The organism is Bradyrhizobium nitroreducens (assembly GCF_002776695.1).
In the GTDB taxonomy this organism is placed as follows: Bacteria; Pseudomonadota; Alphaproteobacteria; order Rhizobiales; family Xanthobacteraceae; genus Bradyrhizobium; species Bradyrhizobium nitroreducens.
The window spans coordinates 7670572-7689477 of sequence record NZ_LFJC01000003.1; the positions used below are offsets into that span (position 1 = coordinate 7670572).

General features: G+C 65.7%; 18 protein-coding genes and 1 tRNA gene. 15 read left to right on the plus strand and 4 right to left on the minus strand.

Annotated features, from left to right (window positions below):
- Nucleotides 1-55: 55 nt before the first annotated feature.
- Genes TSA1_RS36285 through TSA1_RS36295 form a run of 3 tightly spaced genes read left to right on the plus strand, consistent with a single transcriptional unit; the run spans nucleotide 56 to nucleotide 3682 of the window.
- Entirely contained in the window at nucleotides 56-1273 is a 1218-nt protein-coding gene (locus TSA1_RS36285) for a multidrug effflux MFS transporter (protein ID WP_100180509.1), read from the plus strand.
- 15 nt (nucleotides 1274-1288) lie between these two features.
- Complete coding sequence (gene guaD, locus TSA1_RS36290) at nucleotides 1289-2686, plus strand: guanine deaminase (RefSeq protein WP_100180510.1); 1398 nt, start codon at nucleotides 1289-1291, stop codon at nucleotides 2684-2686.
- 15 nt (nucleotides 2687-2701) lie between these two features.
- Nucleotides 2702-3682, plus strand: coding sequence for an antibiotic biosynthesis monooxygenase (locus tag TSA1_RS36295; protein WP_100180511.1), 981 nt, complete (start codon nucleotides 2702-2704; stop codon nucleotides 3680-3682).
- A gap of 22 nt (nucleotides 3683-3704) precedes the next feature.
- Here the strand turns inward: TSA1_RS36295 and TSA1_RS36300 are convergent, their stop codons facing one another.
- Nucleotides 3705-4052, minus strand: coding sequence for a MerR family transcriptional regulator (locus TSA1_RS36300; RefSeq protein WP_100180512.1), 348 nt, complete (start codon nucleotides 4050-4052; stop codon nucleotides 3705-3707).
- 84 nt (nucleotides 4053-4136) lie between these two features.
- On the opposite strand from TSA1_RS36300, the gene TSA1_RS36305 reads away from it, so the two are divergent.
- Together TSA1_RS36305 and rnz are read left to right on the plus strand one after the other, a co-directional pair.
- Nucleotides 4137-5147 (plus strand): zinc-dependent alcohol dehydrogenase family protein, encoded by a 1011-nt coding sequence (locus TSA1_RS36305; protein ID WP_100180513.1) that lies wholly within the window; start codon nucleotides 4137-4139, stop codon nucleotides 5145-5147.
- 55 nt (nucleotides 5148-5202) lie between these two features.
- Nucleotides 5203-6105 carry a ribonuclease Z gene (gene rnz, locus TSA1_RS36310; RefSeq protein ID WP_100180514.1) on the plus strand — a complete coding sequence of 301 codons (903 nt, stop codon included), beginning with the start codon at nucleotides 5203-5205 and terminating at the stop codon, nucleotides 6103-6105.
- Nucleotides 6106-6121: 16 nt separating this feature from the next.
- Here rnz and TSA1_RS36315 read toward each other — a convergent pair whose 3' ends face one another.
- Nucleotides 6122-6952, minus strand: a complete 831-nt coding sequence (locus tag TSA1_RS36315; RefSeq protein WP_100180515.1) for an IclR family transcriptional regulator — start codon at nucleotides 6950-6952, stop codon at nucleotides 6122-6124.
- A 124-nt stretch (nucleotides 6953-7076) separates the two neighbouring features.
- Here TSA1_RS36315 and TSA1_RS36320 point away from each other — a divergent pair, with 124 nt between their 5' ends.
- From TSA1_RS36320 to TSA1_RS36360, 9 genes are all read left to right on the plus strand, one after another.
- Nucleotides 7077-7997: a dihydrodipicolinate synthase family protein gene (locus tag TSA1_RS36320; protein WP_174719235.1), complete on the plus strand. Its 921-nt coding sequence runs from the start codon at nucleotides 7077-7079 to the stop codon at nucleotides 7995-7997.
- A gap of 27 nt (nucleotides 7998-8024) precedes the next feature.
- A complete protein-coding gene (locus tag TSA1_RS36325; RefSeq protein WP_100180517.1) occupies nucleotides 8025-9464 on the plus strand; it encodes an FAD-binding oxidoreductase in 1440 nt (479 codons plus the stop codon).
- A gap of 2 nt (nucleotides 9465-9466) precedes the next feature.
- A complete protein-coding gene (locus tag TSA1_RS36330) occupies nucleotides 9467-10573 on the plus strand; it encodes a four-carbon acid sugar kinase family protein (RefSeq protein WP_100181536.1) in 1107 nt (368 codons plus the stop codon).
- The gene (pdxA, locus tag TSA1_RS36335) at nucleotides 10570-11607 is read left to right on the plus strand and encodes a 4-hydroxythreonine-4-phosphate dehydrogenase PdxA (RefSeq protein ID WP_100180518.1); all 1038 of its coding nucleotides are present in this window, start codon (nucleotides 10570-10572) and stop codon (nucleotides 11605-11607) included. The genes TSA1_RS36330 and pdxA overlap by 4 nt, the downstream gene beginning before the upstream one ends.
- Nucleotides 11608-11617: 10 nt before the next feature.
- Nucleotides 11618-12748, plus strand: a complete 1131-nt coding sequence (locus TSA1_RS36340; RefSeq protein WP_245448499.1) for an iron-containing alcohol dehydrogenase — start codon at nucleotides 11618-11620, stop codon at nucleotides 12746-12748.
- Between the two features lie 57 nt (nucleotides 12749-12805).
- Nucleotides 12806-13777 carry a Bug family tripartite tricarboxylate transporter substrate binding protein gene (locus TSA1_RS36345; RefSeq protein WP_100180520.1) on the plus strand — a complete coding sequence of 324 codons (972 nt, stop codon included), beginning with the start codon at nucleotides 12806-12808 and terminating at the stop codon, nucleotides 13775-13777.
- A gap of 216 nt (nucleotides 13778-13993) precedes the next feature.
- Nucleotides 13994-14067: transfer RNA gene (locus TSA1_RS36350), tRNA-Gln, on the plus strand.
- Nucleotides 14068-14239: 172 nt separating this feature from the next.
- A complete protein-coding gene (locus TSA1_RS36355; protein WP_174719236.1) occupies nucleotides 14240-14602 on the plus strand; it encodes a DUF1428 domain-containing protein in 363 nt (120 codons plus the stop codon).
- A gap of 168 nt (nucleotides 14603-14770) precedes the next feature.
- A complete protein-coding gene (locus TSA1_RS36360; RefSeq protein ID WP_100180522.1) occupies nucleotides 14771-15253 on the plus strand; it encodes an SEL1-like repeat protein in 483 nt (160 codons plus the stop codon).
- Here the strand turns inward: TSA1_RS36360 and TSA1_RS36365 are convergent.
- Nucleotides 15248-15904 carry a TetR/AcrR family transcriptional regulator gene (locus TSA1_RS36365; protein WP_174719237.1) on the minus strand — a complete coding sequence of 219 codons (657 nt, stop codon included), beginning with the start codon at nucleotides 15902-15904 and terminating at the stop codon, nucleotides 15248-15250. The two genes, TSA1_RS36360 and TSA1_RS36365, sit on opposite strands and share 6 nt — an antisense overlap.
- 116 nt (nucleotides 15905-16020) lie before the next feature.
- On the opposite strand from TSA1_RS36365, the gene TSA1_RS36370 reads away from it, so the two are divergent.
- Nucleotides 16021-18309 carry an arylsulfatase gene (locus TSA1_RS36370; RefSeq protein ID WP_100180524.1) on the plus strand — a complete coding sequence of 763 codons (2289 nt, stop codon included), beginning with the start codon at nucleotides 16021-16023 and terminating at the stop codon, nucleotides 18307-18309.
- Nucleotides 18310-18320: 11 nt separating this feature from the next.
- Here TSA1_RS36370 and TSA1_RS36375 read toward each other — a convergent pair whose 3' ends face one another.
- Nucleotides 18321-18890, minus strand: coding sequence for an invasion associated locus B family protein (locus tag TSA1_RS36375; protein ID WP_174719238.1), 570 nt, complete (start codon nucleotides 18888-18890; stop codon nucleotides 18321-18323).
- Nucleotides 18891-18906: the final 16 nt, after the last annotated feature.

Consider the following 18906-nt stretch of genomic DNA (forward strand, 5'->3'; position numbering starts at 1 on the left):
CTCTCATTGCGCGCACGAAAAGACGGGGCCCGCGGAAATCGAGGGGGCGTAAGCCATGACTGCACTTGCTTCGGACGCCGGTCGCGCGAGGGGTGGGATCGTGCCGATCCTGTTGGGCGTCGTGCCGTTCAGTCAGATTCCGCTCGACGCTTACACGCCCGGCCTGCCGCAGATGGTGGTGGATCTCTCCACCGATGCGGCCTCGATGCAGAATACGGTCACCGCCTATATGCTCGGCATGAGTCTGGCGCTGGTGCCTGTTGGTATCGCCTCCGACACGCTCGGCCGCCGCAACGTCCTGCTCGCAGGTCTGTCCGTGCTGATCGCGATGAGCATCGCCTGTGCGCTCGCCACCAGCGCTTCGCTGCTGCTCGGCTTGCGCTTCCTGCAAGGCATCGGCGGCTGCACCTGCCTCGTCGTCGCCTATGCCGTTGCGGCCGACTGCTTTCGCGGTCGTGAGCTCACGGCGATCTCCGGACTGCTTGGAGCCGCCTGGGGTCTCGCGCCAGTGCTTGCCCCCGCGGCCGGCGGCTTCATCGTCGAGCTGACGTCCTGGCGCGGGGTCTTTGTCGTCATTGCCATCGCTGCGGCCATCATTGCCACGATCGTCGTATTTCTCCTGCCCGAGACGCTGCCGGCCGAGCGCCGCGCGCCGTTCGATCCGCGCCGCACGGCCGGCATCTTGCGCGAGGCGCTGGTCCGTCCGGGCTTCCTCGCTTTCGTGCTGGTGTTTGCCGCGGCAGCAAGCGCACAGCTGGCGTTCGGCGTCGTCGCGCCCTTCTTCTACCAGACCGGTCTCGGTTATTCGGCGGCGATCTACGGCCTCGTCGCGCTCGGCCTTGGCGGCGTCAATCTCGCCGGCGAGCTCGGCTGCGCGCACTTCGCGCGCTTCATGCCGGCCCGCATGCTGGGCTTCGGCGCCTTCGCGCTGTTCCTCGCAGGCGCAGCGGTTCTGACCGCAACCGGCATGATCTTCGGTCTCGATCTCGCGTCGATCACGATCGGCGGCGCGCTGGTGCTCGGCGGCTGCGGCGTGCTGTGTCCGATGATGTACGGCATGGCGCTCGGCCTGTTCGAGCGCGACCACGGCCTGATCGGCGGCCTCATCAGCGCGCTCTGCTATCTCGCGGTCAGCGGTGCCATGGCGATCGCGGCGGTGCTGCCCGAGGCCACGCAGGCGCCGATCGGATGGCTCTATCTCGGCCTCTGCGCCATCGCGGGCGCGCTGCTTGCGATCTCGCTGCCCTCGGCGCGGCACGCCACACAGACCTAGGGAAGGAATTGGATCATGACCACTGTTGGTATTCGCGGCACGTTCTTCGATTTCGTCGACGATCCCTGGAAGCATATCGGCAACGAGCAGGCGGCTGCGCGCTTCCACCAGGACGGCCTCATGGTCGTCACGGATGGCGTCATCGAGGCCTTCGGTCCGTATGAGAAGATCGCCGCTGCGCATCCGGGCGTCGCCATCACTGAGATCAAGGACCGTATCATCGTCCCGGGCTTCATCGACGGCCATATCCACCTGCCGCAGACCCGCGTGTTGGGCGCCTATGGCGAGCAGCTCCTGCCGTGGCTGCAGAAATGGGTCTATCCGGAAGAGCTCAAATATCGGGATCGCAACTACGCGCGCGAGGGCGTGAAGCGTTTTCTCGACGCGTTGCTCGCCTCCGGCACCACCACCTGCCAGGCCTTCACCAGCTCGTCGCCGGTTTCGACCGAAGAGCTGTTCGAGGAAGCCGCCCGCCGCAACATGCGCGTCATCGCAGGCCTCACCGGCATCGACCGCAACGCGCCGGCCGATTTCATCGATACGCCCGAGAATTTCTATCGTGACAGCAAGCGGCTGATCGCCGAGTATCACAACAAGGGACGCAACCTCTACGCCATCACGCCGCGCTTCGCCTTCGGCGCCTCGCCCGAGCTGCTGAAGGCTTGCCAGCGCCTCAAGCACGAGCATCCGGACTGCTGGGTCAACACCCACATCTCCGAGAACCCGGCCGAATGCAGCGGCGTGCTGGTCGAGCATCCGGACTGCCAGGACTATCTCGGCGTCTACGAGAAGTTCGACCTTGTGGGGCCGAAATTCTCCGGCGGGCACGGGGTCTATCTCTCGAACAACGAATTCCGCCGCATGTCGAAGAAGGGCGCGGCAGTGGTGTTCTGCCCGTGCTCGAACCTGTTCCTCGGCAGCGGCCTGTTCCGCCTCGGCCGCGCCACCGATCCCGAGCATCGCGTCAAGATGTCGTTCGGCACCGACGTCGGCGGCGGCAACCGCTTCTCGATGATCGCCGTGCTCGACGACGCCTACAAGGTCGGCATGTGCAACAACACGCTGCTCGACGGCAGCATCGATCCCACCCGCAAGGATCTCGCCGAAGCCGAGCGCAACAAGCTCTCGCCCTATCGCGGCTTCTGGTCGATCACGCTCGGCGGCGCCGAAGGCCTCTACATCGACGACAAGCTCGGCAATTTCGAGCCGGGCAAGGAGGCCGATTTCGTCGCGCTCGATCCGAACGGCGGGCAGATCGCGCAAGCGTGGCATCAGTCGCTGATCGCCGACGGCGCCGGTCCGCGCACGATGGACGAGGCCGCGAGCATGCTGTTCGCCGTCATGATGGTCGGCGACGACCGCTGCGTCGACGAGACCTGGGTGATGGGCAAGCGTCTCTACAAGAAGAGCTGAGCGGACGGGCGGCTCATGAGTGCATCGCTAGACACAGCCGGCCAGCCGGTCGCCCTCGTCATCCAGCGCCGCATCGCGGATGACGGCTTCGCCGCGTTCGCGCGCTGGAACGGCGAGGTCGGCGAGGTGCTGAAGGCATGGCCCGGATTCCTGGGGCAGGAGGTGGTGCCACCGCAGCCGCCGGCCCAGGTCGATTGGGTGACGATCCTGCGCTTCGCGAGTCCGGCCGCGGCGCGCGCCTGGCTTCGGAGCGAGGTGCGGGCGCGGCTGATCGGCGAGGTGCAGCGCCATTTCGTCGGTTCGGAGGACGTCCATATCCTGCCCGACAGCGGCGTCCAGCGCGACAGCGCGGTCTCCGCCGTGATCTCCTTCAAGGTCCCCGAGGGGCTCGAGGATGCGTTCCTGAGATGGCAGCAGCGCATCCAGGCTGCGGAGGCCGAGTTCAAGGGATTTTTGCGCCACAAGATCGAGCGGCCGATTGCGGGCCTGCACGACGAATGGATCATCATCCTGTCGTTCGACTCCGATGCCAACCTCAATGCGTGGCTCGACTCGCCCGTGCGGCAGGCGCTGCTCGAGGAAGGCGAGCGCTTCAACGCCGGTATGAATGTGAAGCGGGCGAGCTACGGATTCAATTTCTGGTTCCCGGCGGGCAAGACGCAGGCACCGGAACAAGGTCCGGAGTTCATCTGGAAGAGCAACCTCATCGTCCTTCTGGTGCTCTATCCCGTGGTCTGTCTCTGGGGCACTTTCATCAGCAGGCCGCTGATCGACAGCCACGGCGTGCCCGTCTGGCTGTCGCTGTTCATCGGCAATCTCGTCAGCACCCAGCTGCTCGGCTGGTGGCTGGTGCCTGCCGCCTTCAAGGCGCTCGACTGGTGGGTCACGCCGAAGGTGATCAGTCGCCAGGTCGCAGGCTACGCACTCCTTGCGGTGCTCTATGCCGCCTCGATGGGCCTGTACGCGCTGCTGCTCGCGTGGCATTGGGGGCGGTGAGACCAAGCAGGCGATTTGGCGCTCAGCTCACACTCGACAGGAAGCCTGCCAGAATCGTCCGGCTTTGGCTGAGCGTCTCGATGCGTTCATCGATGAGGCTGACCTGCTGCGCGAGGATTCTGCGCAGGTTGTTGCACGGCGTGAATTCCGGATCGTTGTTCCGCACGCACGGCAGCAATTGCTGGATCGTTTCGAGCGTCATCCCCGCCGCGCCAAGCATTTTGATCCGCCGAACGGTCTCTTCTTCCGCCGGGCCATAATCGCGATAGCCGGAGTCTGTCCGCTGCGGCGCAAGCAGTCCTTCGGCTTCGTAGTAACGCAGCATCCGGACACTGACTCCCGTCCTGCGGGAGAGCTCACCAATTTTCACTGAAGAATCCTCTTGACCCTGACAGTACTGTCAGACCTTACAGGTCGTGCTCGTCCATGTGAACACCATCGCGGAGGAGCAACGATGAAAGCTTACCATTTGAACGGCGGTGCCGGTGCCGGTGGCCTTGTGCTGGCTGATGTCAGTAGGCCTGAACCCGCGGGCGGCGAGGTCCGTATCCGGGTCGAAGCGGCAAGCCTGAATTATCGCGACCTCATGATCCTCGACCGTGTTGGCCAAGGCGGGCTGAATGGTCGCGTGCCGTTGTCGGACGGCGCGGGCGTCGTCGACGCCATCGGTTCGGGCGTCACGCAATGGCAGCCCGGAGACCGCGTCGTCGCGTCATTCTTTCGCGATTGGGTCGCGGGGCCATTCAAAGCCAGCTATATTCCGTCTGCCCTCGGTGGCAACACCATGGACGGAATGCTCGCGGAGTATGTCGTGCTGCCGGCAACCGCGCTTGTCTCTGTGCCGGCGCACTTGTCCGCGGTCGAAGCGGCGACCTTGCCCTGTGCCGGCGTCACGGCCTGGCACGGCCTCATCGCACGCGGCGGGATGGGCAAAGGTGACACGCTGCTGGTCCAGGGAACAGGCGGTGTCGCGCTGTTCGGCCTTCAGTTCGCCGTGGCGCTGGGGGCGCGCGCGATCGTGATATCATCCTCGGATGAGAAGCTCGCCCGCGCCAAGGCGCTGGGCGGTTCGATCCTCATCAACTACCGCGACACGCCCGACTGGGATGCCGCGCTGATGAAGGCGACGGAAGGCGAAGGCGCAAGTCATATCCTCGAACTCGGCGGACCCGGCACCTATGACCGATCGCTTAGATCGATCGCTTCGGGCGGCAAGATCGTCCAGATCGGTGTCTTGACGGGGTTTGGCCCGAAGCCGGACCTCGCGCGTCTTCAGTGGGAGAACGCCGACATCGTCGGTGTCACCGTCGGATCTCGCGAGCATTTCACCGCCATGAATCGCTTCTTGACCGACAAGGCAATCCACCCGATCGTCGATCGGGTGTACGGCTTCGACGAGGTCCCCCACGCGTTCGCCCATCTCCGGACCGGCTCCCACTTCGGCAAGGTCGTTGTGAAGCTGTAAGGGTCTCAGAGACGTCAGGGCGGAGGAGCGCTCCATCTCTGGACAAACGACGACCATGTTCGCCCTGACTTTTCTCGGGACCTCGGCAAGCGTTCCTTCGGCAGAACGCAACCATCCGGCCTTGCTGATCGAGGCGGCCGGCCAGCGCATGCTGGTCGATTGCGGAGAAGGCACGCAGCGCCAGCTGCTGCGCAGCGGCGCCGGCTTCCGGCGGCTCGACCGCATCCTGCTGACGCATGCGCATCTCGATCACGTGCTCGGCATCCCCGGCCTGTTTTCGACGCTGCGCTTGCGGCAGGGCGCCGAGGTGATGACCGTTCATGGCGGCCCGGCCACGCTCGAGACCGTCGTCCAGATGCTCGCAGGCTTGTGGGGCGCGGGCAGGGCGCCGCTTCCGGTGGAGTTCGCAGCCCTGGCCCAAGGACAGGTCATCGACGCCGGCGACTTCACCATCGACTGCTTTCCGGTGCGCCACCGCGACACCGACAGTCTTGGTTTCGTCTTCCAGAGCCCCGCTCGCCGCCACCTTCAGTCCGATCGTCTCGCGGCGCTGGGTGTGCCCGACGGTCCTTTGCGCGGCGAGTTGGCGCAGGGACGGCCAATCGTCATCGACGGCGGCACGATCGATCCGGAGGACGTGCTGGGGCCGCCGAGCGGCGGCAAAAAGCTCGTGGTGATCGGTGACCTTGAGACCACCGAGGGCCTGTCGAATTACGTCGCTGACGCCGATTTGCTGGTGATCGAGGCAACGTTCCTCGATCGCGACGCGCCGACCGCGCGGAATTACGGCCATCTCACTGCGGCTGAGGCCGCTTCCTTTGCCGCCGCGAACGGCGTCCGCCAGCTCGTGCTGACCCATATGTCCGGACGTTACGAGGACGCCGAGATCCTGGCGGAGGCGGCGAGGATCTTTCCGAACACCCGGATCGCCGTCGACTTCGATCACATCGTGGTCTAGTCGCGCCGACCCGCGTTCAGCTCGTCAATCCCGACTTGATCGCGAGATCCTGCACCTGGCCCGTCACCTGCATCAGCCGTGGCAGCGCCTGGTCGCGGAAGGCGGCCATGTCCATGCGCACCGCATCGATGGTGAGGCTCAATCCTCCGATCGCCACGCCCTGCGCGTCGAAGATCGGTGTTGCCAGCGTGCGCAGGCCATAGGCGTTCTCTCCGTCGGAGACGGCGTAGCCCTTCTTCTTCACGAGGTCGAGCCGGGCGAGCAGGGCGTCGAGATCGGTCAGCGTCCGCTCCGACAGTCTTACGCGCGGGCGCGATTCCAGTCGCGCGATCTGCTCGTCCCGCGCCAGCTGCGCCAGCATGACGTGGCCGAGCGCGGCGCTGTAGGCGGGAATACGCGTCCCCGGCCGGCGGTCCATCTTGTGGCGGTCGAGGCCGGCGCCGACGCGCGCGAGATAGACCACGTCGCCGCCGTCGAGGATGCCGAGCGAGGCCGCATCGCCGACCTCAGGCACGAGGTCGCGCAGCAACGGCTCGACCATCGGCCGCAGCGATCCGCGCGTCAGCACGGTGTAGCCGAGGTCGAGACAGGCAACCCCGAGGCGGAACCGCCGGCTCTGCGGCACCGCCTGGAGATAGCCGAGCTCGACCAGGGTATGGATCAGGCGGAACGCCGTTCCGCGATCGAGATCGGCCCGTGCGGCAATCTCGCTCAGGCTCAGCTCGAAGGCCTCGCTGCTGAAACTCTGGAGCACGGCAAAGGCCTTCCCGACGGAAGCAACGTAGTTCTTGGGATTCTTTGGCCCGGATTCAGGTTTACGCTTCGCGGCCTTTTGGACCTTGGCCATGCTCGAATGCCCCGCCATGACAGCCATCGCCCTTGACGCGGGGAGCGGCTGATTTTACGACAACGACAGCAAATAACAAATGTTCGCAATCCGAACAATATCGTTCTGGCGATCGGAGGAAGTTTTGTCGACATCATCACTCCACCCTCATGGCGTGTTCTCCGCCGCGCTGACGCCGCTCGATGCCGTGCTTGCCCCCGATCACGCGCGTTTCGTGGAGCATTGCCGCTATCTCCTGGACGAAGGCTGCGACGGCATCGCGATGCTGGGCACCACGGGGGAGGCCAACTCCTTTTCCGTCGCGGAGCGCACCGCTCTGCTCGAAGCTGTCGTGGCCGCAGGCATCTCGCCGCAGCGGCTTCTGCCGGGCACCGGTGTTGCCGCACTCACCGAGACCGTCGCGCTGACGCGCCACGCGCTCTCGTTCGGCGTCGAGACCGTGGTGATGCTGCCGCCGTTCTACTACAAGAACGTCACGGATGACGGCATCTTCGCCTCCTACAGCGAAGTGATGCAGCGTATCGGCGATGCGCGCCTGAAAGTCGTTCTCTATCACTATCCGCAAATGTCGGCGCAGCCGATCTCGCATGCCCTGATCGAACGATTGCGCAAGGCTTATCCGGCGACGTTCACCGGAATCAAGGATTCGTCCGGCGACTTCGCCAACATGACGGCGATGGTGGAGCGCTTCCCCGGGTTCGCCGTGCTCGGCGGCGCCGATCCGTTGATGCTGCCGCTGCTGCGCAAGGGCGGCGCTGGCTGCATCACCGCGACCTCCAACGTCGTCGCGCGCAGTCTGGCCTATGTCTTCAAGCATTTCGGCGACAGCGATGACGATCCGGTGCTGAAGGCGGCGCAGGCGCGCATCGTGCAGGCGCGCGAGCTGGTCTCGCAGTTCCCGCAGATGGCCTCGCTGAAGGCACTCACGGCCGATCGCACTGGGCATGCCGGATGGCAGCGTCTGCGGCCGCCGCTGGAGTCCTTGCAGCCGGACCAGCTGAAAGTGCTGCTCGCGAATGCCGCGGCGTTCGCCGCCTCCGCCTAGGCCGGGCCCGAAAGGCGAGGCGAACCGATGTCCGACTCTTTCCTGGATGCGCTGGCCGGGCTCGCCGCAATCGTCGGCGACAAGCACGTCATCGCGTCCGGGCCCGACCAGGAGCCCTACGTGGTGGACTGGCGCGGGCGCTATCACGGCCGCGCGGTCGCGGTGGTGAAGCCGGGCTCGACAGCCGAGGTCGCCGCCGTCGTGAAGTTCTGCGCCGCAAGGCGCCTCACGATCGTGCCGCAGGGTGGCAACACCGGCATGTGCGGGGCGGCGACGCCGGACGATCACGCGGGCAATGTGGTGATCCGGCTCGATCGGATGCGCGCTGTGCGCGACGTCAGCCCCCTCGCCAATACGATCACGGTGGAGGCCGGCTGTATCCTCGCGGAGGTACAGAACGCGGCCCGGGACGTCGATCGCTACTTTCCCTTGAGTCTGGGCGCCGAGGGCTCCTGTCAGATCGGCGGCAATATCTCGACCAATGCGGGCGGAACCGCGGTGTTGCGCTACGGTCCGACGCGCGACCTCGTGCTCGGTCTCGAGGTCGTGCTGCCCGACGGGCGCGTCTTCAACGCCCTGCGCGCGCTGCGCAAGGACAATACCGGCTACGCGCTCAAGCAGCTTTTCATCGGCGCGGAGGGCACGCTCGGCATCGTCACCGCGGCCGTGCTGAAACTGTTCGCGCCGCCGCGCAGTTCGGCCCTGGCGCTATTGAAATTGCAGGGCGTCGAGCAGGCGCTCGAGATCATGCAGCGCCTGCGCGGCGCGATCGGCGACCGGCTCGGCAGCCTCGAGATCATGTCGCGGTCGCAGATCGAGGCGATCGCCTCGACCGTGCCGCACGTCACCATTCCCTTCGAGCTGACGACGCCGTGGTATCTGATCGTCGAGCTGACCGATACGCTTGTAGGCGTCGACCTCAACGAGCCGCTGGCTGCCGTTCTCGCGGATGCGATGGAAGCAGGGCTGGCCGAGGACGCCATATTGGCCTCCAACCTGGCGCAGGCGAAGGCGATCTGGGCCGTCAGGCACAGCGTGTCCGAAGGCAACAAGCGCAGCGGCTATGTGGTGTCGCATGACAGCGTGGTGCCGCTGGAGCGTCAGGCGGCTTTCGTCAACAATGTCGAAGCCCGCATCAAGGCGGCTGTCCCTCATGCCAACGTCGTGATGCACGGTCATATTGGCGACGGCAACATCCACGTCGTGGCCCTGATCGATCGGGTACATTGCCAGGATCCGGAAGTGACGGCGAGGCTGGTGGCGCAAATCAACGAGATCGTCGATGACGAGACCGCGGCGCAGGGCGGGGCGATCAGTGCCGAGCACGGCATCGGCATCACCAATCGCGGCAGGCTTGCCCGCGTCGCCGATCCGCTCGACATCGACCTGATGCGTGATATCAAGCGATTGCTCGACCCGCACGGGCTGATGAATCCCGGCAAGATTTTCGGCGCGGGAGCTGCATGACGATGACGAGCGTCCGGCTGCTTGCTGACGACCTCACCGGTGCGCTCGACACCGCGGCGGAGTTCGTCGGCCTGTGCGGACCTTTCGATGTCATCTGGTCGGAAGGGTCTGCGCCGCTGGATTCCGGGAGCCTGGCAATCGATAGCGGCACCCGTGAGCGCGCGAAGGACGAGAGCATCAGGATCGTCGGACGCTTGGCGTCCCATCTTCTGGGCGCGACAATCGCCTACAAGAAGGTCGATAGCCTGTTGCGGGGGGCGTGGGCGGCAGAGCTCGGCGCCTGCCTGAAAGGCGGTCACTTTGCATCCTGCGTGGTCGCGCCCGCATTTGATTATCAGGGACGCCGCACCGCAGGCGGGCAGCAATTCGCACGCACGGTGCAGGGCGAGTGGCATCGGGTCGGCGACGATCTCCTGACCCAGTTGCAACGCGAGGGCCTCGAGGCGCGGCAGGGCAGCTCCGATACGCCATCGCGGGGCGGTGTTCAGGTCTTCGACGCCGAGAGTGACATCGACCTCGACCGCGTCGTCGAGATGGGACGGCGCATGCCGGGTCCCGTGCTGTGGTGCGGAAGCGGCGGACTGGCCGGTGCGCTGGCGCGCAGTCACCGTGCCGATGCGCCGGACCAATTGAAGCTGCCCGTGCTGGGGCTGTTCGGCTCCGATCAGCCCGCCACGGCGGCGCAACTGGCGACGTGCGGCGAGGCTGCGATGACACTTGCGGAGGGCGAGGGCGCGGACCGCGTTCGGCGCAAGCTGGTCGACGATCGCGTGGCGATGGTCAAGTTCTCGCTCGCCGAAGGCCTGACGCGCACTGAGGCGGCGCGGCGGATCGCGTACGAACTGACCGCGTTGATCGCGACGCTCGATCGACCCGGCACGTTGATCGTGGCCGGCGGCGAGACCTTGAAGGCGGCGTGTGTTGGTCTTGATGCCCATGCCCTCCAGGTGACGGGGCGTATCGTCCCGGGATTGCCGCGTTCGATCCTGCAAGGCGGGCGCTGGGCCGGCGTTGACGTCATCTCGAAATCAGGCGCATTCGGTTCCAGCGGGCTGTGGCGTGACCTGCTCCGGAACAATCATCTGCTCAGAATGGAGGGTCCGATATGACCTCTCGTCATCTTGCCATCACCATGGGCGATCCGGCCGGGATCGGGCCGGAGATCATCGTCAAGGCCTGCGTCGGGCTGAAGGAGCGGATCGCGAAGGGCGATCTGCGCCTGCTCGTGATCGGCAGCGGCGCAGCGCTGGAAGGCGCAAAGGCCGCGCTCGGCGCCGACGTCGCCATCCCCCAGGTCATGGCCGACGATCGCGAATGGCCCAATCTCTGTTACCTCCAGGCCGACACCGAGGGGGATCCGATCAAGCCCGGCGTGCTCAGCGCCGATGGCGGCCGCTTTGCCTACAAGGCGATCGAGCAGGGCGTACGCCTGACGCAGGCCGGCCGGACCGCGGCGATCGTCACGGCGCCGCTCAACAAGGAAGCGCTCAACAAGGCGGGTTATCATTTCCCTGGCCATACCGAGATGCTGGCGCATCTCACCGGGGTGCGTGGCTCGGTGATGCTTCTTGCCCATGGCAACATGCGTGTCAGCCATGTCTCGACCCATGTCGCCCTGGAGGACGTGCCGAAGCGTCTGACGCCGGAGCGTCTGCGCATGGTGATCGACCTCACCAACGATGCCTTGCTGCGGCTCGGCATCGCCAAGCCGAAGATCGCGATTGCCGCGCTCAATCCGCATGCCGGCGAGGGCGGTCTGTTCGGCCGGCAGGATATCGACGTGTCAGCGCCGACGATTGCGAAGGCGGTCGCCGATGGTCTCGACGTCGTCGGCCCGGTGCCCGGCGACACCATCTTTGTCAAGCTGCGCGCCGGCCAGTACGATGCAGCGGTCGCGATGTATCACGACCAGGGCCACATCCCGGTCAAACTGCTCGGCTTCCAGGTCGATCCCGCGACCGGCCGCTGGCAGGAGCTGTCCGGCGTCAACATCACGCTGGGCCTGCCGATCATCCGCACCTCCGTCGATCACGGCACGGCCTTCGACATTGCCGGCAAGGGCATCGCCAACGAGCACAGCCTGATCGAGGCCATCGACTATGCCGAGCGGCTGGCCGCCGGCGTCTCCGCATCGAAGTCATGAGACTGAGCCTATGACCAACGCCTTCACGCCCATCGAAATCCAACGTCCCACCATCCTGGAGTTCGGCAACGGCACCATCACCGCCGCGGCGCGCTTTGCCGAGCGGATCGGCGCCAGGCGGCCGCTGGTGATCTCCGATCCCTTCAATGCTGCTCGCGTCGACACGCTGGCGCTGCCGGGGGCTGTAAAAGTGTTCGGCGATGTCAAGCCCGAGCCGGACCTGCCCAATCTGGAGACGGCGGTGGCGATGGCGAAGGACGTTAAGCCCGACCTCGTTGTCGGGTTTGGCGGCGGCAGCGCAATGGATCTCGCCAAGCTCGTCGCGGTGATGTGCACGTCCGACGTGCCCTTTGCCGATATCGTCGGGCCCGAGAAGGTGGCCGGCCGCAGCGTGGCGCTGATGCAGATCCCGACGACGTCGGGCACCGGCAGCGAAGCCGGCACCCGCGCGCTCGTTACCGATCCCGTCAGCCAGAACAAGCAGGCGGTGCAGAGCCGCTTCATGCTGGCCGACATCGCCATCGTCGATCCGGATCTGACGATGACCGTGCCGAGGGAAGTCACCGCGGCGACCGGCGTCGATGCGCTGGCGCATTGCGTTGAGGCCTATACCAGCCGCAAGGCGCATCCGACCATCGACCTCTATGCGCTCGAGGGCGCACGGCTGGTCGGACACTATCTCGCGCGCGCGGTGGCCGACGGCGACGACCGCGAGGCGCGCGCGGGCCTTTCGCTGGCCTCGCTCTATGGCGGCTATTGCCTGGGACCGGTGAACACGACCGCCGGCCACGCCGTGGCCTATCCGCTCGGCACGCGTCACCACGTGGCGCATGGACTGGCCTGCGCGGTGATTTTCCCGCACACGCTGGCCTTCAACATGCCGGCCGTGGAGGCGAAGACGATCGCGGTGCTGGGTGCGCTGGGCTTGCCGGAGCGCACCGATCCGAAGCTCGCATTCGACGCCACTTACGGGTTCTGCAAGAACCTCGGCATCGAGATGCGGCTGTCCGCGCTCGGCGTGCCCAGGAACGACCTCGGCGTGATGGCGGATGAGGCGCACGCCATTCGCCGCCTGCTCGACAACAATCCGCGCGATCTTAGCCGGGATGCGATCCTGAACATGTACGACGCCGCGTTCTGACGCTTCCGTCGCGCGCGGCCCCCGATCAACAACACGGTAAAGGTGGAGGAAACTTCGATGAGATCGATGTGGCTTGGTCTTGTGTCGGCAGTGCTGCTGGCGACGTCACCGGTGAAGGCGCAGGATGCTTATCCGTCCAAGCAGGTGACGGTGATCGTTCCCTTCGCCGCCGGCGGCACGGCTGACATCTTCGCGCGCATGGTCTCGAACCATCTGCAGACGAAGTTCGGCAAGCCGTTCGTGGTCGAGAATGTCGCCGGTGCCGGCTCGATCCTCGGCGTGACGCGGCTGGCGAAATCGGCGCCGGATGGCATCACGCTCGGCCTTGCGAGCACGTCCGCTCTTGCGATCAACCCGTCGCTCTACGGGCCGAAGCTCAGCTACCAGCCGGACAAGGATCTGGTGCCGGTCGCCCAGATCAGCGTCGTGCCCAACGTGCTCGTCGTCAATCCCAACAAGATCAAGGCGCGCACCGTGCCGGAGCTGATCGCCTATCTGAGGGCGAATCCGGACAAGGTCTCGTTCGGCTCGGCCGGCGTCGGCACGTCCCAGCATCTTGCCGGCGAGCTGTTTCAGCAGATGACCGGCACCAAGATGGTGCACGTTCCCTACAAGGGCTCCAGCCAGATGCTGACGGACCTGCTCAGCGGCCAGATTGATCTGGCCTTCGACAACGTGCCGCTGCTGCTACCGCAGGTGAAGACCGGCCAATTGGCGCTGCTGGCGACCGCAACGCCGAAGCGCGCCGACTTCGATCCGCAGGCGCCGGCCGTTGCCGAATTCCTGCCCGGGTTCGAGGCGGTGGCCTGGCACGGCTTCTTCGTGCCGTCTGGCACGCCGAAGCCGATCGTCGAAAAGCTGTCGGCCGAGATCCGCGCCTTCATGCAGCAGCCGGAGACGGTGCAGAAGCTGGCCGAGCTCGGTGCCACCGCCGTCGCCGTGGATTCCGAGCCGTTCGCGGCCTACATCGCCGCCGAGACGGCGCGCTGGAAGAAGGTGATCGAGGCCGCGAACATCAAGCTGGACTAGGCGACAGAGCCACGGCGAAGTTTGGCTGGCGAAGCGCGTGAATGGTCGGGTCCCGCTCCTCCTGTTGAGGAGAGACGCCCCATCCACCGCAGCGCTTGCCAGCCCGGGGGCGAGCGGGTAGAACCCTGCCACGCCTGAGCCGTGATTTGCGCCAAACGCGCTTCCGGCGACAGTCGAACAAATAATCAAGTCATTGAATTTGTTCGACTATTCCGTTGGGGAATGGTGTAACGGTAGCACAACAGACTCTGACTCTGTTTGTCTTGGTTCGAATCCAGGTTCCCCAGCCAGTTCCGGGCGCTCTTCCAAAATCCACGTCCCCGGTATGCCGCTCGGCGGGGACGTCCGGTTCATTGGCCGTGCGCCGCTCGCGACGGTTTGCCTCATCCTCAAATCGCATCCCGCCGTCGGATCGCCGCGCTCCTCATCGTCCTTGGGTCATACAACCCAAGGAGATCCGTGATGCCCTATGTCGATGGTTTCGTTCTGGCCGTGCCGAAGGACAAGGTCGAGGCCTACAAGACGCTGGCGACGACCGCCTGCGCGCTCTGGATGGAGCACGGCGCGCTCGATTATGTCGAGTGCATCGCCGACGATGTTCCCTATGGCGAGCTGACCTCGTTTCCGCGCGCGGTGATGGCTGGGGAGGACGAGGTCGTGGTGTTCTCCTGGATCGTCTACCCCGACCGGGCGACCCGCGATGCCGTCAACAAGAAGGTGATGGCAGACCCGCGGCTGAAGATGGAGGGCGTGCCGTTCGACGGCAAGCGCATGATCTATGGCGGCTTCACGACGCTGCTGCGGGCGAGCGACGTCGTCGGCTGACGGAGACTGACGGCAACAAGCGAGGTGGCCCGCACCCGGATGGAACGCGCGTGAGATCCGGGTACATCTCTCGATGCCGGCCGACCGGCTTCCCGCTCGAAGCGGCCATGACAGATATCGGATCGTGGTGCTACGCTCGTACAACTTCACGCGCGGGAGACGAGAGTCGTGTTCTCAGATGCGCTCGGCTTCGATGTCGGGGTCGCCAGACTTTTGAGACAGGATGACGACGGCGAAGCCGTTGCCTATCTGGAGCAGTTCATCGCGAAAGGCTCTGTCATGGCCATGATCGAGATGGCCGAATATCTGGATGACAAGGGAGATCAGGCGGCGAGTGTGGCCTTGATGGACCGAGCCGAGGCATCGATCGCCGACCACGATTTGGAATCGCTGCTTCATCTTGCGGGAGCTCTCCGAAGAGGGCTCGGGGCCGGGACGGCAAAGGAGCGGTACTTCAGGGCCTTCGATCTGAAACAGCGGGTCGCCGAAGCCGGCCATTTGGCGACCATCCGAGAGATGATCGTGAATCATTCTCACGGCCTCAACGGCGCCTCGAAAGATACTGAACGCGCCATCTTCTGGGTCAGAAAAGCCGCTGCGCTCGGAGACACAAAAGCGAAGCAGATCCTTCGCGAGGAAGGTCTGTCATAGTTCGGCCTGGAGCAGCAGCAACAGGCAGCTCGCAAGGCGCGTCTCCATCTCTTTCGACGACAGCTGTAGCGGACCGGGATCGTTGAGGATCGCGTTCACCAGCGTGCCCAGCACGATCTGGAAGCCGAAGGCGATGGCGCGGCTCTTGGCGGCCTTGCGGCCCTTGCCCATGGCCGGCAGCAGGAGCGGGGTGGCGCGCGCGGTGGTCGCCTGCGCAAGTGCCTTGAACGGCGTCCATTTGTCCGGGCGGGTGTCGTCGTGCTGGAGCGCGGCGCGCAGCACGCCTTCGTGGCTGCGCATCCAGGCGATGATGCCGCCGACGATGATGGGGCAGAGCTGGTCGAGGCTTGCATCCGGCGACGGTCGCCTGATCTCGTCCAGCCGCTGCTCGCCGTCACGCGCGGCCAGCGCCATCAGCGCGTTGAAATAGGTCTCCTTGCTCTCGAAGCGGCTGTAGAAGGCGCCGACGGTGGCCCCGACTTCGGTGCAGAGCGCCTCGATCGAAAGCTCCACCAGGCTGCGCGTTCGCAGCATCGCGGCGCCGGCGCGCAGCAACGCCAGCGTCGTTTCCCGACTGCGCTTCTGACGGGACGGGGCGACGCCCGGCAGGTCGAAATCGCGAAGCTCCGGCTGGTCTGAACGTGGGCGCATCCGTGCTTGCATCCGCCAAAAATCATAATCATAATTCTGATTATAATTTAGAGCCGGATGCGCCACGGGTCAACGCGGGCGCCGAGACGAACATTGGGTCCGGCAGGGAGGATCAGATGAGTGCAGGCAGCGCCACGCCGTTCGGCGGCAGCATCGGCAAGACGGTTGCGCAGTCAAAACCGTGGTGGCCGGAGGCGCCGAAGCCGCCCGCGGGCGCGCCGAACGTCCTCATCGTGCTGTTCGACGATGTCGGCTTCTCCGATTTCGGTTGTTACGGCTCGGCGATCAGGACGCCGACCATCGACAGGCTCGCCGCCGAGGGCCTGCGCTATTCCGGTTTCCACACCACCGCGATGTGCTCGACGACGCGCGCCGCGCTGCTCACGGGGCGTAACCACCATTCGGTCGGGGTCGGGTGCCTCGCCAATTTCGATTCCGGCTATCCCGGCTATCGCGGCAAGATCGCGCGCGAGGCGGGGACGCTGGCCGAGATGCTGCGGGTGCACGGCTATCGCAACTACATGGTCGGCAAATGGCACGTCACGCCGCTGACCGAGAGCGGCGCTACCGGGCCGTTCGACGGCTGGCCGCTCGGGCGCGGCTTCGATCGCTTCTATGGCTTCCTCGACGCCGAGACCGACCAGTACGCGCCGGAGCTCGTCTCGGACAACACGCATATCGATCCCCCGGGGACCTATGCCGACGGCTATCATCTCACCGAAGATCTGATCGACCAGTCGATCCGCTTCATCGGCGATCACCTCGCGGATCGGCCTGATGTGCCCTGGCTGACCTGGGTCGCGCTCGGTGCCTGCCACGCGCCGCATCAGGCGCCGGCCGAGATCATCAGGAGCTATGACGCCGCCTTCGCGCATGGCTGGGACGTCGAGCGGGAGCAGCGTCTGTCGCGCCAGAAGGCGATGGGGCTGGTGCCGCAGGATACGCGGATGCCCGCACGCAATGACGGCGTAAAAGCCTGGGAGGAGCATTCGGCCGACGAGCGTCGCGTCTTCACGCGCTTGCAGGCGGCCTTCGCCGGCATGCTCGACCATTCCGACCGCCATCTGGCGCGTCTCGTCGCATTCCTGGAGACGGCCGGCATCCGCGACAACACCGTCATCATCGTGATGTCCGACAACGGCGCGAGCCAGGAGGGCGGGCCGCTCGGTTTCGTCAACGCCATGGGGCCGTTCAACTTCAAGCCGGAGCCGATCGCGGAGAAGCTCGCCCGCATCGACGACATCGGCGGCCCCGACACTCACAGCAATTTTCCGCATGGCTGGGCGATGGCGTCCAACACGCCGCTGCGTCGCTACAAGCAGAACACCCATGGCGGCGGCATCCGCGATCCCTTCGTCATCAACTGGCCGAGACGCATCGCGGCCAATGGCGAGCTGCGGCACCAGTTCGTGCATGCCTGCGATCTCACGCCGACGCTGCTCGAACTGATCGGCATCGAGCCTCCCGGCACGATTGCAGGCTGTGCGCAGATGCCGCTCGAAGGCGAGAGCTTTGCGCGTTCGATCACGGATGCATCGGCGCCGTCAAAAGGCTCGCCGCAATATTTCGAGATGTTCGGTCATCGCGGTCTCTGGCACGCCGGGTGGAAGGCGGTCGCCTTTCATCCGTCGGGCACGCCGTTCGAGAACGACAAATGGGAGCTGTTCCATCTCGACGCCGATTTCTCCGAGACCTGCGACCTGGCGGCAGCCGAGCCGGAGCGCCTCGGACGGATGATCGCGACCTGGTGGGAGGAGGCCGAGAAGCACAACGTGCTGCCGCTCGACGACCGCTTCGGGCCGCGCTTTGCCGAGAACGCCGCACGCTTCCACGGTGCGCGACATCGCTTCGTCTTCCACGCCGGCATGGGCCACGTCCCGACCGACGTCGCGCCCGACGTGCGCAGCCGCAGCTACACCATCGAGGCGCATGTCGAGATGGCCGAAGAGGGCGCAGACGGCGTTCTGATCTCGCACGGCGATGCGACGTCGGGTTACAGCCTCTTTGTCAAGGACGGTCATCTCGTGCACGACCTCAACATCGGCGGCAGCCACCAGGTCGTACGCTCGGATCGCAAGGTGCCGTCAGGCGCGCGGCGGCTCGGCGTGCATGTCGAGCGTCTCGTGCGCAAGGAGCCGCCGGCCAAGGGCGCGCGCACCGGCGTCAGCGAATACACGCTGCTGATCGACGGCGAGCCGGCGGGTTCGCTGCAGACCCAGCTCGGCTTCCACACGCTGATCTCGTGGTCCGGCCTCGACATCGGCCGTGACCGCGGCAGTCCGGTGTCACATTACGAGGCGCCGTTCGAGTTCGAGGGCCGGCTCCTGCGCGTCACGGTCACCATGCATGGTGACCAGAAGCTCGACGGCGAAGCCGTCGGCAACGCGCAGATGGCGCGGCAGTAACGCGAGGCCGGCTACTTGATCTTGTCGTAGGCAGCCGCGAAATCGCCGAGGGGCATCGGGATCGCGATCGTCTCCTTGGCCATGTTCTGGAAGGAGACCTTCAGCTGCTTGCCCGACCGCAAGGCACCGAGCAGGTCCGCCGCAATCGGTGTCGAGGCGTAGCAGCCGCGGTTCTCGCAGGTCTGGATCTGGAGGTCGACCGTCTTGCCCTCGTCGACCTGAAGCTTGGCGCCGACGGGAAGGTTGAGGCCGAGCGGCAATTGCAGGAGCGCGATCGGCGTGCGGGTGTCGGGCGCGATGCGGATGTTGATCAGGACGACGGTCTGACCGGTCTTGGTCAGCACCGCATTCTGCTCCATCGCGCATTCGAGCGGAGCATCGCGGCTCACGCTGGTGCAGCGCACGACCCAGCCGGGCTGGTGCGCCTGCGAGCCGTCAGCCTGTGGCTGCGTCGGGGCCGGTGCGGGTTGTGCCGCCGGGGCAGGGGCGGCGTTCTTCTTGGCGCCCTGCTGGGCATGCGCGGCGCCCAGGGGGAGCAGGACGGCAGCGGCGAGGGCGACAAGTCTGGATTGCATGAGCATGGCGAAACCGCGTTGG

Excerpts from the sequence above, each read along its gene's own strand:
- TSA1_RS36285 (WP_100180509.1), top strand. The coding sequence starts at position 56 with ATGACTGCACTTGCTTCGGACGCCGGTCGCGCGAGGGGTGGGATCGTG.
- TSA1_RS36365 (WP_174719237.1), bottom strand. The coding sequence starts at position 15,904 with ATGCGCCCACGTTCAGACCAGCCGGAGCTTCGCGATTTCGACCTGCCG.
- TSA1_RS36345 (WP_100180520.1), top strand. The coding sequence starts at position 12,806 with ATGAGATCGATGTGGCTTGGTCTTGTGTCGGCAGTGCTGCTGGCGACG.
- TSA1_RS36315 (WP_100180515.1), bottom strand. The coding sequence starts at position 6,952 with ATGGCCAAGGTCCAAAAGGCCGCGAAGCGTAAACCTGAATCCGGGCCA.
- TSA1_RS36355 (WP_174719236.1), top strand. The coding sequence starts at position 14,240 with ATGCCCTATGTCGATGGTTTCGTTCTGGCCGTGCCGAAGGACAAGGTC.
- pdxA (WP_100180518.1), top strand. The coding sequence starts at position 10,570 with ATGACCTCTCGTCATCTTGCCATCACCATGGGCGATCCGGCCGGGATC.
- TSA1_RS36325 (WP_100180517.1), top strand. The coding sequence starts at position 8,025 with ATGTCCGACTCTTTCCTGGATGCGCTGGCCGGGCTCGCCGCAATCGTC.
- TSA1_RS36370 (WP_100180524.1), top strand. The coding sequence starts at position 16,021 with ATGAGTGCAGGCAGCGCCACGCCGTTCGGCGGCAGCATCGGCAAGACG.
- TSA1_RS36375 (WP_174719238.1), bottom strand. The coding sequence starts at position 18,890 with ATGCTCATGCAATCCAGACTTGTCGCCCTCGCCGCTGCCGTCCTGCTC.
- TSA1_RS36340 (WP_245448499.1), top strand. The coding sequence starts at position 11,618 with ATGACCAACGCCTTCACGCCCATCGAAATCCAACGTCCCACCATCCTG.
- TSA1_RS36330 (WP_100181536.1), top strand. The coding sequence starts at position 9,467 with ATGACGAGCGTCCGGCTGCTTGCTGACGACCTCACCGGTGCGCTCGAC.
- rnz (WP_100180514.1), top strand. The coding sequence starts at position 5,203 with ATGTTCGCCCTGACTTTTCTCGGGACCTCGGCAAGCGTTCCTTCGGCA.
- guaD (WP_100180510.1), top strand. The coding sequence starts at position 1,289 with ATGACCACTGTTGGTATTCGCGGCACGTTCTTCGATTTCGTCGACGAT.
- TSA1_RS36295 (WP_100180511.1), top strand. The coding sequence starts at position 2,702 with ATGAGTGCATCGCTAGACACAGCCGGCCAGCCGGTCGCCCTCGTCATC.
- TSA1_RS36305 (WP_100180513.1), top strand. The coding sequence starts at position 4,137 with ATGAAAGCTTACCATTTGAACGGCGGTGCCGGTGCCGGTGGCCTTGTG.